General features: G+C 58.0%; 16 protein-coding genes. 6 read left to right on the top strand and 10 right to left on the bottom strand.

The window, feature by feature from the left end:
• Positions 1 to 40 precede the first annotated feature (40 nt).
• Positions 41 to 1,096 carry an A/G-specific adenine glycosylase gene (gene mutY, locus ACR0IP_RS11910; protein WP_480525718.1) on the top strand — a complete coding sequence of 352 codons (1,056 nt, stop codon included), beginning with the start codon at positions 41 to 43 and terminating at the stop codon, positions 1,094 to 1,096.
• Between the two features lie 61 nt (positions 1,097 to 1,157).
• Positions 1,158 to 2,294 carry an alkane 1-monooxygenase gene (locus tag ACR0IP_RS11905; RefSeq protein ID WP_480525716.1) on the top strand — a complete coding sequence of 379 codons (1,137 nt, stop codon included), beginning with the start codon at positions 1,158 to 1,160 and terminating at the stop codon, positions 2,292 to 2,294.
• Positions 2,295 to 2,372: 78 nt separating this feature from the next.
• On the opposite strand, the gene ACR0IP_RS11900 is transcribed toward ACR0IP_RS11905, so the two are convergent.
• The 4 genes from ACR0IP_RS11900 to ACR0IP_RS11885 all read right to left on the bottom strand — a co-directional run bounded on the left by ACR0IP_RS11900 (position 2,373) and on the right by ACR0IP_RS11885 (position 6,299).
• Positions 2,373 to 3,755 carry an adenylate/guanylate cyclase domain-containing protein gene (locus ACR0IP_RS11900; RefSeq protein ID WP_480525714.1) on the bottom strand — a complete coding sequence of 461 codons (1,383 nt, stop codon included), beginning with the start codon at positions 3,753 to 3,755 and terminating at the stop codon, positions 2,373 to 2,375.
• 138 nt (positions 3,756 to 3,893) lie between these two features.
• Entirely contained in the window at positions 3,894 to 4,997 is a 1,104-nt protein-coding gene (locus tag ACR0IP_RS11895) for a site-specific DNA-methyltransferase (RefSeq protein WP_170552302.1), read from the bottom strand.
• Between the two features lie 107 nt (positions 4,998 to 5,104).
• Positions 5,105 to 5,722 (bottom strand): ribonuclease HII, encoded by a 618-nt coding sequence (locus ACR0IP_RS11890; RefSeq protein WP_480525711.1) that lies wholly within the window; start codon positions 5,720 to 5,722, stop codon positions 5,105 to 5,107.
• A gap of 109 nt (positions 5,723 to 5,831) precedes the next feature.
• Positions 5,832 to 6,299 carry a hypothetical protein gene (locus tag ACR0IP_RS11885; RefSeq protein ID WP_170375632.1) on the bottom strand — a complete coding sequence of 156 codons (468 nt, stop codon included), beginning with the start codon at positions 6,297 to 6,299 and terminating at the stop codon, positions 5,832 to 5,834.
• Positions 6,300 to 6,476: 177 nt separating this feature from the next.
• On the opposite strand from ACR0IP_RS11885, the gene ACR0IP_RS11880 reads away from it, so the two are divergent.
• The 3 genes from ACR0IP_RS11880 to ACR0IP_RS11870 all read left to right on the top strand — a co-directional run bounded on the left by ACR0IP_RS11880 (position 6,477) and on the right by ACR0IP_RS11870 (position 9,088).
• Complete coding sequence (locus ACR0IP_RS11880) at positions 6,477 to 6,764, top strand: hypothetical protein (protein ID WP_170375633.1); 288 nt, start codon at positions 6,477 to 6,479, stop codon at positions 6,762 to 6,764.
• On the top strand, positions 6,736 to 7,437 hold the full coding sequence (locus tag ACR0IP_RS11875; RefSeq protein WP_170460025.1) for a winged helix-turn-helix domain-containing protein: 702 nt from the start codon (positions 6,736 to 6,738) through the stop codon (positions 7,435 to 7,437). Before ACR0IP_RS11880 ends, ACR0IP_RS11875 begins: the two co-directional genes overlap by 29 nt.
• A gap of 73 nt (positions 7,438 to 7,510) precedes the next feature.
• A complete protein-coding gene (locus ACR0IP_RS11870; protein WP_480525709.1) occupies positions 7,511 to 9,088 on the top strand; it encodes a DUF427 domain-containing protein in 1,578 nt (525 codons plus the stop codon).
• 111 nt (positions 9,089 to 9,199) lie between these two features.
• Here ACR0IP_RS11870 and ACR0IP_RS11865 read toward each other — a convergent pair whose 3' ends face one another.
• From ACR0IP_RS11865 to ACR0IP_RS11840, 6 genes are all read right to left on the bottom strand, one after another.
• The gene (locus ACR0IP_RS11865; RefSeq protein WP_480525707.1) at positions 9,200 to 9,994 is read right to left on the bottom strand and encodes a DUF1217 domain-containing protein; all 795 of its coding nucleotides are present in this window, start codon (positions 9,992 to 9,994) and stop codon (positions 9,200 to 9,202) included.
• Entirely contained in the window at positions 9,991 to 10,392 is a 402-nt protein-coding gene (gene flbT, locus ACR0IP_RS11860) for a flagellar biosynthesis repressor FlbT (RefSeq protein WP_170375637.1), read from the bottom strand. The genes ACR0IP_RS11865 and flbT overlap by 4 nt, the downstream gene beginning before the upstream one ends.
• Complete coding sequence (flaF, locus tag ACR0IP_RS11855; protein ID WP_170483159.1) at positions 10,389 to 10,766, bottom strand: flagellar biosynthesis regulator FlaF; 378 nt, start codon at positions 10,764 to 10,766, stop codon at positions 10,389 to 10,391. Before flaF ends, flbT begins: the two co-directional genes overlap by 4 nt.
• Positions 10,767 to 10,843: 77 nt before the next feature.
• On the bottom strand, positions 10,844 to 12,055 hold the full coding sequence (locus ACR0IP_RS11850) for a flagellin (protein ID WP_170375639.1): 1,212 nt from the start codon (positions 12,053 to 12,055) through the stop codon (positions 10,844 to 10,846).
• A 207-nt stretch (positions 12,056 to 12,262) separates the two neighbouring features.
• Positions 12,263 to 12,619, bottom strand: a complete 357-nt coding sequence (locus ACR0IP_RS11845; RefSeq protein ID WP_170375640.1) for a flagellar biosynthesis protein FlgN — start codon at positions 12,617 to 12,619, stop codon at positions 12,263 to 12,265.
• The gene (locus ACR0IP_RS11840) at positions 12,609 to 12,881 is read right to left on the bottom strand and encodes a rod-binding protein (protein WP_170375641.1); all 273 of its coding nucleotides are present in this window, start codon (positions 12,879 to 12,881) and stop codon (positions 12,609 to 12,611) included. The genes ACR0IP_RS11845 and ACR0IP_RS11840 overlap by 11 nt, the downstream gene beginning before the upstream one ends.
• 112 nt (positions 12,882 to 12,993) lie before the next feature.
• Between ACR0IP_RS11840 and ACR0IP_RS11835 the strand changes: the two genes are divergently transcribed.
• Complete coding sequence (locus tag ACR0IP_RS11835) at positions 12,994 to 14,193, top strand: flagellar hook-length control protein FliK (RefSeq protein WP_480525704.1); 1,200 nt, start codon at positions 12,994 to 12,996, stop codon at positions 14,191 to 14,193.

Raw genomic sequence — 14,193 nt, 5'->3', positions numbered from 1 at the left:
AGCAGGCGCCAGCGAAACCCGACAGTGAGACAGATAAAACTTGCGTGACAGCCCCGAATTTAACCTGAGCGCTGAATTGCTCGACTGGTATGACCGCCACGCGCGTGAGATGCCGTGGCGTGTTGGCCCAGCCGACCGCGCCGCAGGCGTGGCGCCGGACCCTTACCGGGTCTGGTTGTCCGAGGTCATGCTGCAACAGACGACCGTCGCTGCCGTGCGGGACTATTTCACCCGCTTTACAACGCGCTGGCCCACAGTGCAGTCGCTGGCCGCAGCCCCTGATGATCAGGTCATGGGGGAATGGGCGGGCCTCGGCTACTATGCCCGCGCCCGCAACCTGCTGAAGTGCGCACGTGTAGTGGCAGAGGAGTACGACGGACAGTTCCCCGACACCTATGACGCGCTGTTGGACCTGCCAGGGATCGGCCCCTACACCGCCGCCGCGATCTCGGCCATTGCGTTTGACCAGCCCGAAACCGTGCTAGATGGCAATGTCGAGAGGGTGATGGCACGGCTCTACGATATTCACGACCCGTTGCCCGGATCAAAACCTGTTCTGAAGGAGAAAGCGGCCGCTCTGACACCCGAGCGGCGCCCCGGGGACTACGCGCAGGCCGTAATGGATCTGGGCGCCACAATCTGCACACCCAAATCCCCGGCCTGTGGAATCTGCCCCGTGCAGACCCCCTGCCTTGCCCGCTCTGCTGGCACGCAGCCGGAACTGCCAAAGAAGACGCCCAAAAAGCCGAAACCCACGCGATTCGGCCATGTCTACATTGCGCAAGACCCAAACGGAGCGTTCCTGCTGGAACGCCGCCCCGACAAGGGTCTTCTGGGTGGTATGTTGGGCTGGCCCGGCTCGGACTGGTCCGAGACCCCGCCCGAGGCCCCACCGTTTTCGGCAGAATGGCGCGCGCTGAACGGCGAAGTGCGCCATACGTTCACGCATTTCCATCTGGTGCTGCGAATCTGGACCGCACCGCTGCCCGAGGGCACCGAACCCGACGGGCTGACCCTATTGCCCAAGCATGACTTCAAGCCAAGCGACTTGCCGACAGTGATGCGCAAAGCCTACGACATGTGGCGGGGTCAATAAGCCCGCTGGGCAAGCCCGGTCCGTCCGGCTAGGGTGCATCTGCCTATTCGGAGCATCATGGATGATCGCGACTCAAACCCTCTCGCGCTGGCAAGCTGCCCTACCCTATTGGGTGTCCTTCTTGCTGATCCCGCTGATCTGGGCCACGGCCTTTGCAGGGGGCTGGTGGGTTTTGCTGATCCCCCTCTCCACATGGTGGGCCTTTGCGGTTCTGGACCGCCTGACCGGCCTCAACCTGCAGAACGCCGACCCTGAAACCCCCGATGACGCGCTGCATTGGTATATCATGCTGACCAAGCTCTGGGCACCTGTCCAATTCCTCACGCTGTTTGGCCTGATCTGGTACGCGACCCATAGCGAACACCTGTCGAGCTGGTCGAAAATCGGGCTGTTCTTCGGTATGGGGGTCATTTCAGGCACGATCGGGATCAACTACAGCCATGAGCTGATGCACCAGAAATCCCGGTCCGAACGATGGCTGGGCGATCTCCTTCTCGCGATGGTCCTCTATTCTCATTTCCGGTCCGAGCATCTGCTGGTCCATCACCGTCATGTCGGCACCCCTAGCGACCCAGTGACGGCGCGCTACAACGAAGGTTTCCACCGCTTCTACCCTCGCGTCCTTTGGGAATGCCTGATCTCGGCCTTCCGGGCCGAGCGGGACAAGCTGACCCGCAAGGATCGTCCGTGGACTGACCGCTCGAACCCGTTCTGGCGCTACTGGGCACTGCAAACCGGCATGCTAACCCTCGCCGCCCTGATCGGAGGTTGGCCCGGCCTCGTCCTGTTCCTGCTGCAAGCGGGCGTCGCGATCTGGCAGTTAGAGCTGGTCAACTACGTGGAACACTACGGGCTGACGCGAAAACACTTGGGTGAGGGCAAATACGAACACGTTCTGCCCAGGCATTCATGGAACGCCTCGCAAAAAGCGTCGAACTGGCTGCTGATCAACCTGCAGCGACACTCGGACCACCACTACAAACCCAACCGTCGCTTCCCGTTGTTGCAAAACCACGCGCAAGAGGACGCACCGCAACTGCCCTACGGCTACCCGGTCATGACCCTCGCCGCGATGTTCCCGCCGCTGTGGCGCCGCGTTATGAACCCGCGCGTCCGCGCCTGGCGGCGGCACTACTACCCCGAGATCACCGACTGGCACCCCTACAACAAAGCACTGAACCCCGGCCCAAGGGCGTGACCGCAGCGCGCACCGCGCGCTGCCCGGCCCAACTGGAGGGTCCGCATCGTTGATGCTGCCCAAACAGGCGGGAGCCGTTCACAACACCCAGATATCCATAGGGGTTTCTACACCGCGAACGGTCTGACCCTGGCGTTGCTGGAACCCATCCATCAACGCTCCACCATTCGGATTCTCGCGCAACGCCTGCTCCCGCAACGCATCACTGACCACGATCCGGGCGTTAAAATCACGGGTCATCGCCTCCAGCTTGGCCGAGACATTCACCGCATCTCCAATCACAGCAAATTCCAACCGGTTGGCCCCGATATCCCCCAGAACGACCGAACCAAAATGCACGCCGATCCCGACGTGGATATCATGCTCTCGCGCATGAAGCCGTTCCTGGTTCCAATCGTCGATGACGCCAACCATCGCGCGCGCGCAGCCCAGCGCATTGCTTGCGTCCAAAGGCGTTGCGACCGGAGTGCCAAACGTCGCCATCAGCCCGTCACCCAGATATTTGTCCAACGTGCCATGGTGGCGGAAAACCTCGGCCTCCATCCGAGCATGAAACCCGCGCAACACCTCAATCACCTCATAGGGGTCCCGTCCGGCCGCAAATTTCGTAAAGCCCACAATGTCGATAAACAGCACCGCGATATCCGCCTTGCGCACCTGCTTTAGCGGCTCGTCATTCTGGCTGAGCTCATCGACGACATTGGGCGAGAAGTAACGCGACAGATTCGCCCGTTCCCGCTCCAGCCCCGCATTGCTCATCAACAAGCGATTTAGCCGTCGCATCGACACGCCAAGCGTCACAGCGACCATGACGAACACGATCACCTGCTGAATGCGCTGCGGGATGTCAAAACTGTTGGGGTCCAACAGCTCTGCGACGTCCGGATAGCCCTGCAGAGCCGCCGCCACCTTTTGGCTGATCCCCGGTATCGGCGTAGCCACCCACCAGGCGATGATCCAACCCGCCGTCCAAATCAGTGCCGTCCAAGAGCCAATCGCGACAACCGTGCGCCACGAATAGGCCAGCGTGCCTGCGGCCAGAATAATGAAGAAATATTGAAAATTGTCGAACCGGTACTGCATGGCCAGCGGCCGCACATCATCGCTGAACGGGTTCGGAACGATCATCCCCAGCGTCATGATCAGCAGATCGACAAAGATCAGCAACAGCTCGGTCCGTGATTGCCCAACCCGCCCTGCGCGCCGGATCAACCAGCCATTCGCGCAGATGAGAAGCAGGATGAAATGATACCACAGAACCTCCCATTGCGGGTTCAGAAAGATCAGTAGAACGCCGGTCAAGGCCATAGCAATCCACCGTGCGCGGACGGCCAGTTCCAGACCCTCTTGCTTGTGCCGTTGCATTGCTGCTTCGGTGTATTTGTTGTCCAGATCCACAGCATCCGGCTGCGTAACGGCGAACCGTTCCAGTCTGGATGGGCTGGCAGTTATCTCGCTCATGACAGGAACCTCTGAGGCAGTGCTGGCGACGCGCCCATGCAATCACCTCTGACTGGAAAACAAAAGACCCCGCCGAGAACGGCGGGGCAAGGCGTAGTGCCTTGTGTCAGGCCACAGGCACCGGCGGTTTTCGTGATTTCAGTTGTGCATCTCGGCCCGGATCTGCTGGCGCAGAACGTCGATCGGCACCGTTTTGCCATCGCGCTTGAAGCACCAATAGGTCCAACCGTTGCAGGAAGGGGCATTCTCAAGATGTGCGCCAACCTGATGGATCGAGCCTTTGACGTTGTCGCCAACCAGCGTGCCATCCGCGCGAACCTTGGCCTTGTGACGCTGGTTCATCGAATACAGCTCTTCGCCTGGGCGCAGCATCCCACGTTCAACCAATTGGCCGAAAGGAACACGCGGCTCGGCGCGTTTGCTGGCACTGACCTCCAGTGCTTCGCGGTCGAACTTGCGCACCTTCGAGATCCGCTTCTCGGCCACCTTACGATAGCTTTCTTCGCGCTCGATGCCGATGAACTCACGGCCCAGCATCTTGGCGACGGCCCCTGTTGTGCCTGTGCCAAAGAACGGATCGAGGATCACATCACCCGGATTGGTCGAGCCAATCAAAACGCGGTGCAGCAGAGACTCGGGCTTCTGTGTCGGATGCGCCTTGTCGCCGTTTTCGTCCTTGAGGCGCTCGTGCCCTGTGCAGATCGGCAGAACCCAGTCACTGCGCATCTGCACCCCTTCGTTCAGCGCTTTCAGAGCTTCATAGTTGAACGTGTATTTCGCGCCTTCGCGCTTCGAGGCCCAGATCATCGTCTCATGCGCGTTGGTGAAACGCTTGCCGCGGAAATTCGGCATCGGGTTCGACTTGCGCCATACGACGTCGTTCAAAATCCAGTATCCCGCGTCCTGCAGGGCTGAGCCTACGCGGAAGATGTTGTGGTACGAGCCGATCACCCAGATCGCGCCGTTCGGCTTGAGCAACCGGTGCGCCGCTTTGAGCCAATCGCGGGTGAATTGGTCATAGGCCCCAAAGCTTGAGAATTGATCCCAGTGATCGTCAACCGCATCCACCTGGCTGTTGTCGGGGCGATGCAACTGGCCTTTCAGCTGCAAATTATAGGGCGGATCCGCAAAGATCAGATCAACCGACGCCTCGGGCAGACTGTTCATCACATCGATGCAGTCGCCAGATAGAATCGTGTTTAAAGGGAGCGCTTTTGCGCCCTTTTTGGTGGTCGTTGTCATATCACTGCCTCAAGTATCCACGGCGCTTTTGCGCTCATTTGGTTGAGACAAGGATGAGTCAAAGACGATTCGCCGTCAATTTCTTTTTTGAATCAGAGACTTACGATTTACTCTTGATACAAGATATTGTGTACCGTCTTGAACGAACGCCTATGATGTGGGGTCACGCCAAGATTTTGCAGCGCCTCGCGGTGCTGTTTTGTCGGATATCCGGCGTTTGCCTCCCAGCCGTAGCCGGGATGCTGTTGCGCTAAATCCACCATCAGCTGATCGCGCCAGTTTTTCGCGATGATCGAAGCCGCCGCAATCGACACGGATTTGCCATCCCCCTTGATCACAGCCTCGGACGGGATCTGCAGCCCGTTTGGAATCATGTTCCCGTCGATTAGAAGGTAATCGGGTGCCGGATCCAGTGCCTGCACCGCGCGCACCATGGCCAGATGCGAAGCGCGCAGGATATTGAGCTCATCAATCTCGGCGACCGAGGCCTCGGCCACGGCGATCTCGGCCCGGTCCCGCAACTCTGCCTCCAACGCTGTGCGTCGCTTGAGCGAGAGCTTCTTGGAATCGTTCAGCCCCTCGGGAATATCGTCTGGATTCAGGATCACGGCGGCGGCAACCACAGGTCCGGCCAACGGGCCGCGCCCGACCTCATCCACGCCTGCAACCCGGACATAGCCCCGCGCGTGCAGCCCCTGTTCAAGTTCAAAAGTCGGTTTTATCATCCCTTCGGAAAACCGCGTTTTCACAGCCGCCGCAACAAAAAAAGAGAGGGCAGCTTGCGCCACCCTCTCTCAGCGCGGTGCTGTTTCGCACCGCTCCTGCTCGACCGTGTTACTTGTAAACGACGCGGTATCCGTGATGACGCAGGCATGCAGGTTCATACGCCCGCTTAACCTTGTTGCCATTCCAGAAACCGACCTTGCACTCTTGCGGCAGGCTTTTGGAATGTTTGTAGTGCTTGTTGAGGCACTTTGTTCCCAGCAGCGGACGCGGCCCGTAATTGTCATGCTGGCGCAGGCAGCGTTGTGGAAGGTCATAGCGTGCCACGTGTCTGGGCAAAGGCTTCACCTTGGGATACTTGACCTGAGGCGCAGTTTGCACATGGTTGTATTGCCGCGCGGCTTTCTCACGATCCTTGCGCTTTTCCTTGTTATAGTAGTGCACACCTGCGCCAATGATCGCGATCGCGGCCAACCCCCCGAGGATATCCCCAGTGTCCGCAGCACGCGCCTTTGAGGCCGACACGCCGGTAATCGCCATAGCCGTCGCGATGATCAGAGCGATGAATTTCTTGTGCATGATGCCTGTCCTTTCCGAGATTTTTGGCGACCCCGTGATGGACCGCGTCTTTGATGCCTCAACACTGGGTCCACCCCCCTCAGACAAGCAATATCGGCCCCGTGTTATTGGATATCAGGCGCCGCAAACCCCTTTGGTCATTGAATATCAGCCCAAGCCATGCGCAGGATGCAGCTTATGAAACAGATCTTCTCTTCTCTGGTCGCAGCTGCGCTGATATCGGTGGCCCCGGTGGCGTTGGCTGCGGAATGTTATGCCGATTACAAGGCCAAACAGGACAACCCGCTGCGCCTGCACTATGGCGTGATGCAGGTTTCGTCCTGCGACAAGGGACAGGCAACGAGTGAAGTCGCCCAGCGCCTCAGCGGTTCAGGGTGGACCCTGCTGAATGTCCAGTCCGTTTTTGGGCCGGAAGGGTTAGATCAAAGGAAGGCCAATGCCGGAAAATTCTATCTCCGTTTCTGAGGCGCGACGCTCGGGCGTGCGCCTTGTCGGTCTGGGCATTGCCGCCATTGTCGTGATCCTAATCACCGCCGCGCTGTTCCTGTTCTGGACACTGCCCGATGCCAATGCCTTCAACGCTCGCGTCGAACGGTTATTTGTTGAGGCGGATCTGACCTCACAAACCGAAATCCGGTTGCTTGAGATTCTGGCCCAATCGGGAACGGCCTTTGCCGATACGCTGTCCAGCTACCGCATGGTGATCTATGTACTGCTGGTCTTTGCCTGCGCGATGATGATCTCAGCCCTTGTGTTTCTGGTGATGCTTGCGCTGCTGAACCGGCGCATGGCACAGATCGAACGCACCGGCATCCAGGTGACATCGCTGCTGATCAGCCGCGAGGAAAACACCGTCTACCTGAACAACATGGACTTCAAATTGACCCCAGCGGCCATGGAGACCCTCTCGGTGCTGGCGGAATCCCGTTTGGATGATGAGGTCCTGTCAGGCGCTCAGATCGAGGCGACGATATCGGGGCGCGATGCAGCCGATTGTGACGAGGCCGCAGGCGCCACCCGCATCAAACGGCTGCGCGACGCCTTGGGCAATCAGATGGTCAGTGAGTTGCTGGTCAAGAATATCGCCAAGAAGGGCTATATGCTTTCGATCGAAAAAGACGTCATCCAGATGGTTTAGAATCCGCGCCCCTCTTGGAATGCTCGACCAAAACGCCCATTCTATAGAGACCCCGGGCAAGGGAGGGATGGCGATGAACGTCCACACCACACCAAAATCCAACGGCTATGATATCTCGGTAGAACATCTGTCCGACAGGGTCGCGATTTTTCGCGATGGCATCCTGTTGGCCGAAAGTCGGAATGCCAAGGTGATGTATGAAACCCGGCTGCCGCCGACGATCTACGTCCCTCGTTCGGATGTTTGCGTCGACCTGAGCGGTGAAACCGGCCTGCAAACCTTTTGCCCCTTCAAAGGAACCGCGACCTATCACGATATCAACCTGCCCGGAGATCGCCTGGCCAATTCGGTATGGGCTTATGACGACGCCCTGCCAGAGAGCGCTGCAATTCGGGGACATATTGGGTTCATGCCCAGTGCCTATACGGATATCGACCTGGGCAAGAACAAATTGCGTGACACCGAAGACACCAATATCAGCGGCCCGCTGATTGACTGGCTGATGCGTGGGGCGTCCCTGTCGGATACACCCGAAGCGTTCACCAAGGCGTTGGCTGAAAAGATGCTGGAACACGGGATAGCGATCCAGCGCCTCAGCATTCTGGCATGGTCCTTGCACCCCTTGATCGCGGGTAAACACTTTATTTGGGAGAAGGGCGAGGATGAGATCCTGACCCGCGCGCCCACCTATGAAATCTACGACCACCCTGCGTTCATCAACAGCCCGTTGCGCCATGTCTCGAACGGGTTGGGCGGCGTGCGCCAAAGGGTGAACGACGAGAACCCGCATAACAGCTTTCCCATCATTGAAGATCTGCGCGCCAAAGGGGCCACAGACTATGTCGCCATGCCGCTACCGTTCTCGGACGGTCGAACAAACGTGCTGACGCTCAGCTGCGATCATCCCGATGGGTTCACGACCGAGAATCTTGGTCTGGTGTTCGAATGCTCGGCCGTGATCGCCCGCTTTTACGAGGTGTTCATGCAGCGCGAAAACGCACAGGTTCTGCTGGAAACCTATGTTGGCAAACGCTCAGGCGCGCGCGTGCTGGGCGGAGAGATCCGACGCGGAGACGGGGATGAGATTGATGCGGCCATCATGTTCTGCGATCTGCGAAACTCGACCAGCCTGGAGGAGAGCCTTGACCGGGATGCCTATATCAATCTGCTTAACGAGTTCTTTGAGACGGTCTCGGGTATCGTGGATGAAAACGGGGGTGAGGTTCTGAAATTCATTGGCGACGCCGTTCTGGCCGTTTTCCCAGCAGGTGAGGAATCTGCGCAGGCCCGCGCGAATGCCCAACAGGCGGCTACAGAAATTGTTGAAAAACTCGCCGAACTGCGTTCAGCGGATCCTGATATCCACTGCGACTGCTCGATCGGCGTGTCCTTTGGCCGGGTGACCTATGGCAATGTCGGCTCGCGCGAACGGCTGGATTTCACCGTTATCGGGCAAGCCGCCAACGTCGCTGCGCGTCTGGGTGAGCATAGCAAATCAACCGGTTACCGTATTGTTGTCTCGCAAGACATTGAGCCCGCATGCTGCAATGCAATCCCACTTGGTGATATCAAACTGCGCAACGTGTCCCAGCCGGTCACTTGTTTTGCCCTGCGAACGGCGGCTGATGTTGAGGTCGGTGGTCCAGCTTAACCTCGGCGACTTATCAAGCTCGCTGCGTTTGATTTGGTTCGACCATATGATGCGTAGGCTAGATTGGGTCCCATTCCACCACCCTGACGATTGGTGCATAAAGCACCAACTCTAGCCCGCACCCAACAAAATCAAAGCGGTCTGCGCCGGTGATATTGTGCTTTGCAACTGCGCGATCTGACTGCGAGCCAGATACGTATCCGTCAGTTTCTGAATAGCTTCAGGCTCTGTGAATTGGGCCAGATCATCCGATCCGGTTAAGCCCGACAAACGGTCCTTGAACACCTCAAGCTGCCTGTCCAGATCGAGCTGCGAAAACGAGGATGGCAGGCCAAGCGCAGTCTCCATTATGCTACGCAAGGGTGGCAAGCCCATCAAGTCGAACCATTTTGTGTCCGCGCTGCTGTCACCGGCAGCCAGTTCACCAAGCGCATGTTGCGCGTAGAGGGAAATCCGCATTGCCTCATTCGTCTCACCCACGGAAACTTCGAAACGGGACACCAGATTGTCTTTGGCGATCTGCTCCATATTCGTGATAAGGCCGGTCTTGTGCACCTCTCCGGGGCCAAAACCGAAGGCTTGAGAAAACTCGCGATACCGCTTGTCGGACAATCGGTTGGACAGGGCATCATCGGTTTTGGTTCCATCCTCCAATATCTTTTGGATGAAGAACCGATTGTTGATGTCCTCTTCCAACCCGAAAGCGCCCAAAGCAACCTGTAGCAACCGACGATCCGACACAAGGTCTTCGGCGGATTGAACCTTGCTTATGTTTTCCAGAAAATACAGCCTGTCCCTCTGGTTGACGCTGGAGTTCGTAAAGCTCTCCAGCTGTGCGTCATAGGTCCGCTGCAAAAAACGCCAGCCGACAATGCCTCCAGAGGGTATGACAGGCTGGAACGTCATTGTTGGTACGCCATCAGCCGCTCTTCCCGTGGCAGCAAAGAGCGGAGAGATTTGAGACATTTATAGTATTGCTCGGCCACCAGCGCTTCAGTCGCTTCGCTCAGGACACGGCGACTGTCTGAATCCGTGAACACCTGGCTCAGTTCCTCGACCCTTCGCAGCAATTGCTGGCGCGCCTGATCAGGCTCCATATCTCCAGACAATACCAATTGAGCAGCATAGCAAACGCGGCGCACAGGTGTTGTGACTTCGTCCGGGTGGATCGCATCGCGCAGACGCAAAACGTTGGCTTGCGGTGTCATGATCGAAAACCGGCTGCGGCGGTCTCCATTTTCGATCACTACACCATTGATCAACACCCTCTCTTTCGGGGCAAGTTTCAGGACCAGGCCACTCATCCGGCGGCCCTCATGTGTCGCAGACCGCGCAAAACCGCCATGTTGATCTCCAGCAAAGGTTCTACCGTCGCAGTGTTCCCCAAAACCTGTGCGCTGTGCTGCTCCGTAAACTCGGCCAGGTAGAAAATCCGCGCGCGCAGGTCTTTCGGAAGCGAGTTGTCTGAGTCCGCCACGCCGGTCGCCAGCACGGTCCACAACCGCCGATTTTCATGCAATGCCTGAACAAATCCAGAAAAATCGGTTGCCTTCCGGGCCGCTGCTGCCTTGAGCCGATGCGTGATCTTCGAGATCGCCTCATACTCCGTGTCCCGCGGCGTGCGGGTCGGAGCGGCAGATTGCGCATAGGCGCGTTGAGCGTAACTTTGCGGTGTCACTTGAAATCCTTCCAATAGGCCGTCTTGAGGCAGTCAGCGCCGGGGCGCGGTGTTCACTCCCCGGCCAGGTTCCGAATTTAACGGAACAAAGACAGGATCGACTGCGGTGCCTGGTTGGCAATCGACAGCGACTGGGTGGCTAGCTGCTGCTGCACCTGTAGCGCCTGCAACCGGGCCGAGGTTTCTTCCATATTGGCGTCTACCAACGAGCCGATGCCCGATTTAAACGAGTCTGTCAGGTTCGAAATAAACTCTTTCTGGGTCTCGATCCGACCCTGGGCCGAACCGAAAGCGGCCGAAGCGTCGATCGAGGTGTCGATCAGCGATTCAACGGCTGCCAGCGCGGCGGTTGCTCCCGGACCGGTCGACACGTCAATGCCAGTCAGCGCTCCCAGACCACCCGAGCCTGCGTTCACGTACTGAGCAGAGAACGAAACGTCTGAACCCGTGCCATTCGTAACAGACAGAGTGCCCGCCGTGCCCGAGTCGTAGTCAACGGTCAGACCGGTTATGCCTAATTCTTCGATCTTGGCTTTCAAACCAACGGCAACAAGGTCACCGGTTGTGGTGGCTGCCGCATCTGCCGCAGACACGGTGTAGGACACAACCTGATCATCAATAGCGACAACCACTTTATCGCCCGCCGCGAAAGCACCACTGGACTCATCGGTCACCAATGCGGTTGCCGATGTAGCACCAGCGGCAATGGTGGCACCGACGCGGTCATTGGCTGTCGACGAGCCGGTCGAGCCGTCGAATACCGCCGCTGAGGTATAGCCACCAGTCGACAGGTTCTGACCCGCCACCGTGATGGAAGAAGCCGTCACAGCACCGGTGTTGTCCCGATCCAAAGAGGCTAGGATGGATGCTGAACCAGCCGAACCATCAACAAGGTTCAACCCATTGAATTGGGCAGCACCCACAACCGAAGTGATCTGGTTCTTCAGCGCAGTCACATCATCGTTGATCTTGCCACGATCCACGTTGTCTTCCTGCGCGGCGACGATCTTTTCCTTCATCTGGGTCAGAAGGTCGGTGACAGTTTCAGACGCGTTTCGCGCAACAGCGACCGTCGATTCACCCAGCGAAAGGCTGTCTTTGATCGCGTTGAAACCTTTGACGTCCGATTCCATCACTTTGGAAATCGCCCAGACGGCCGAGTTGTCTTTTGCTGTAGCGACATCCTTGCCGGTCGAGATTGCGTTCTGAGTCATCTCGAGGTTTTTGTTGACCGATTTCAGGGTCTGCAGCGCAACCATCGCGCCGTTGTTTGTCAGAATACTGGACATAATTCCATCCTTTTGCGTTAGGGCTTCAGCGCCCAAGATCACCCCGCTAGACAAGCGGGCTTTGGTGTCTTTCTGACCTGTGCGATGCGCCGTCCGACCCATCGCGCCACCCGCTGTTTCAGGTGCAGCACCACCTTTGACCTCGATCCCCTAACGGAGTGCTAAAGCGGCCCAACTCGAAATTTCAGATTTGAATCAACTCTGCCCCTATGCGCGTTTTTCCAGCTTTGCCTGAGCCCTTACGGTAAAACCATTGCGTTGCCCGTCGGCCCCATAGGTGCTGAATTCCTGCCGGACGCTGCGCAGCTCTGCCATCCGGCTGGCCACCGCGCGAATTCCCTCGGCCGCGCTATTAAGCAACGTCTGATTGCGCTCCACCTTTTGATGGACGCGAATCAGATCATCGCTGCTCAGCACCTGAAGATCGTTGATCGCGCCGATCAGTTTCTCTTTTTCAGGGACCATATGATTGAGACGCTCAAGATCACCGTCCACAAGCGCGGCGCGCTCAAGATCGAGGACCTCCTCCAGTGATTTGACCAGAAGGTTGGGCTCATGTGTCATCGGAATTCTCCATCAAGGATTGGAACAGAAGTTCAGACAGGCCAACTCCGCCGGATTGCGCCATTTGCCGGGCCTGATGCTGCAAAAGAAAGGACGAGAACTGGTCCTCACCTGCACCGCCACCGAACGAATCGCGTGCTTTTCCCAAGCCTGCGGATTTCAGCATTTCGGCCAGAAACGCCGCCTCGAGCTCGACTGCAGCGGCTTGCAGGCGGTCTTGGGTTGAGGGCGGCGGCATCGACTGGAGGGGAGGGATATTCATCGGCTTCTCCGAAAATTGCATCGAACTTTCTTGATCAAAGACGAAAGCGGTTAAAATAAACGTAACCTCCTTTGGGCAGTTTGACGGTCAACCACTACGGAGCCGGAGCAAAATGCCCAACCCTCTTACGCTGATGACACCAACGCAAACTGCGGCCACGAAACCGGGGACACGCGAAACCACATCGGAGACGTCTACGCGCTTTCAGGATGTTCTGAAGGAAGAGACGCCGAAGCCTGAATCTGAGGTTGTAGCCGAGGATGAAACCGCCGTTGAGCAGGACGTCGTGCCGGAGGATCCTGCCCTAGAAAAGGTTCTTGCTGACCCTCTGTCAACCCAGCCTGACGCTCCTGAGGAACACGTGTTTGGGGACTTGGTCGTACTGCCCGTGCAGAGCGCGACGCAGGTAACGCAAGGGTCTGAAACTGCGCCTATTCCATCGAATCTCGAGCGTACAGAGGCGCCGAAAACCGACCCGTGCGCAATGCAACAGGTTTCGAATGCCGCACCGCAAAGGCCCGAAGTCGAAAACACGCGCAGTTCACCTGTTCAGCCACAACCCAACACGGTCCAACAGGATTCGGCCAAGGCCTCGGACGGTCAGGTCTTGCCTGCAAAGCCGATTGCTGGGCAGCCTGTTATAGCTGAGCGTGCGCAACCTTCCGCTTCGGCGCTACCCGCTGAAACAACGGTTGCGCCCCAGATAAATGCGGCTCCAACTGCGCCTCAATCTCCCAGACCCACACCGACTCTCGCGCAGATGCAGGTGATGGCGTCAGTTCGGAACGCAGATGCCGAAACCGCCGCAGTGATTCCTGAAACGGATGGTGTGATTGCCACGCGCGAAGAACCGCTGTTTCAAAACGTCCGCGACACGGCTTCGGTTGCGCAGCCAGCCTCACAGGCTGCCAAGGCTGAGATCACCCGAGCCATCGCCGGGCAGATGGCGGCGGCGATTCAGGTTCGGGCGGGTTCCGGTACGATCGAGATCGCGCTCAGCCCCGAGGAACTGGGGCGGGTCTCCATCACGCTCAACGGTCGCGAGGATGGGATGGTTCTGACCATAGCCGCCGAGCGCCCCGAAACACTGGACCTGATACGCCGACATCTCGCCGTCTTGGAGGCTGAATTCCAAAACCTTGGATATGGCGACATCTCGTTTGACCTAAGCACATCAGACGATGCGCAGGATGATACTGCAAACCCGAAGGCAAGCGACTATGGACCTTCCTATTCGAATGAACCGGACGCGCCAAACACTCCGATCATTCCCCGAAATCTCTCGGGTCGTGGCATTGATATGAGGCTTTGA

The sequence above is a fragment of the Ruegeria sp. AL11 genome, assembly GCF_056540865.1.
Note: the sequence above shows the minus strand (reverse complement) of the source record. Positions and strands in the feature narration are given on the sequence as shown.

Bases quoted from the DNA above. Each gene is read 5' to 3' on its own strand.
- ACR0IP_RS11905 (WP_480525716.1), top strand. From the start codon at position 1,158: ATGATCGCGACTCAAACCCTCTCGCGCTGGCAAGCTGCCCTACCCTAT.
- ACR0IP_RS11900 (WP_480525714.1), bottom strand. From the start codon at position 3,755: ATGAGCGAGATAACTGCCAGCCCATCCAGACTGGAACGGTTCGCCGTT.
- ACR0IP_RS11895 (WP_170552302.1), bottom strand. From the start codon at position 4,997: ATGACAACGACCACCAAAAAGGGCGCAAAAGCGCTCCCTTTAAACACG.
- ACR0IP_RS11890 (WP_480525711.1), bottom strand. From the start codon at position 5,722: ATGATAAAACCGACTTTTGAACTTGAACAGGGGCTGCACGCGCGGGGC.
- ACR0IP_RS11885 (WP_170375632.1), bottom strand. From the start codon at position 6,299: ATGCACAAGAAATTCATCGCTCTGATCATCGCGACGGCTATGGCGATT.
- ACR0IP_RS11880 (WP_170375633.1), top strand. From the start codon at position 6,477: ATGAAACAGATCTTCTCTTCTCTGGTCGCAGCTGCGCTGATATCGGTG.
- ACR0IP_RS11875 (WP_170460025.1), top strand. From the start codon at position 6,736: ATGCCGGAAAATTCTATCTCCGTTTCTGAGGCGCGACGCTCGGGCGTG.
- ACR0IP_RS11870 (WP_480525709.1), top strand. From the start codon at position 7,511: ATGAACGTCCACACCACACCAAAATCCAACGGCTATGATATCTCGGTA.
- ACR0IP_RS11865 (WP_480525707.1), bottom strand. From the start codon at position 9,994: ATGACGTTCCAGCCTGTCATACCCTCTGGAGGCATTGTCGGCTGGCGT.
- flbT (WP_170375637.1), bottom strand. From the start codon at position 10,392: ATGAGTGGCCTGGTCCTGAAACTTGCCCCGAAAGAGAGGGTGTTGATC.
- ACR0IP_RS11850 (WP_170375639.1), bottom strand. From the start codon at position 12,055: ATGTCCAGTATTCTGACAAACAACGGCGCGATGGTTGCGCTGCAGACC.
- ACR0IP_RS11845 (WP_170375640.1), bottom strand. From the start codon at position 12,619: ATGACACATGAGCCCAACCTTCTGGTCAAATCACTGGAGGAGGTCCTC.
- ACR0IP_RS11840 (WP_170375641.1), bottom strand. From the start codon at position 12,881: ATGAATATCCCTCCCCTCCAGTCGATGCCGCCGCCCTCAACCCAAGAC.
- ACR0IP_RS11835 (WP_480525704.1), top strand. From the start codon at position 12,994: ATGCCCAACCCTCTTACGCTGATGACACCAACGCAAACTGCGGCCACG.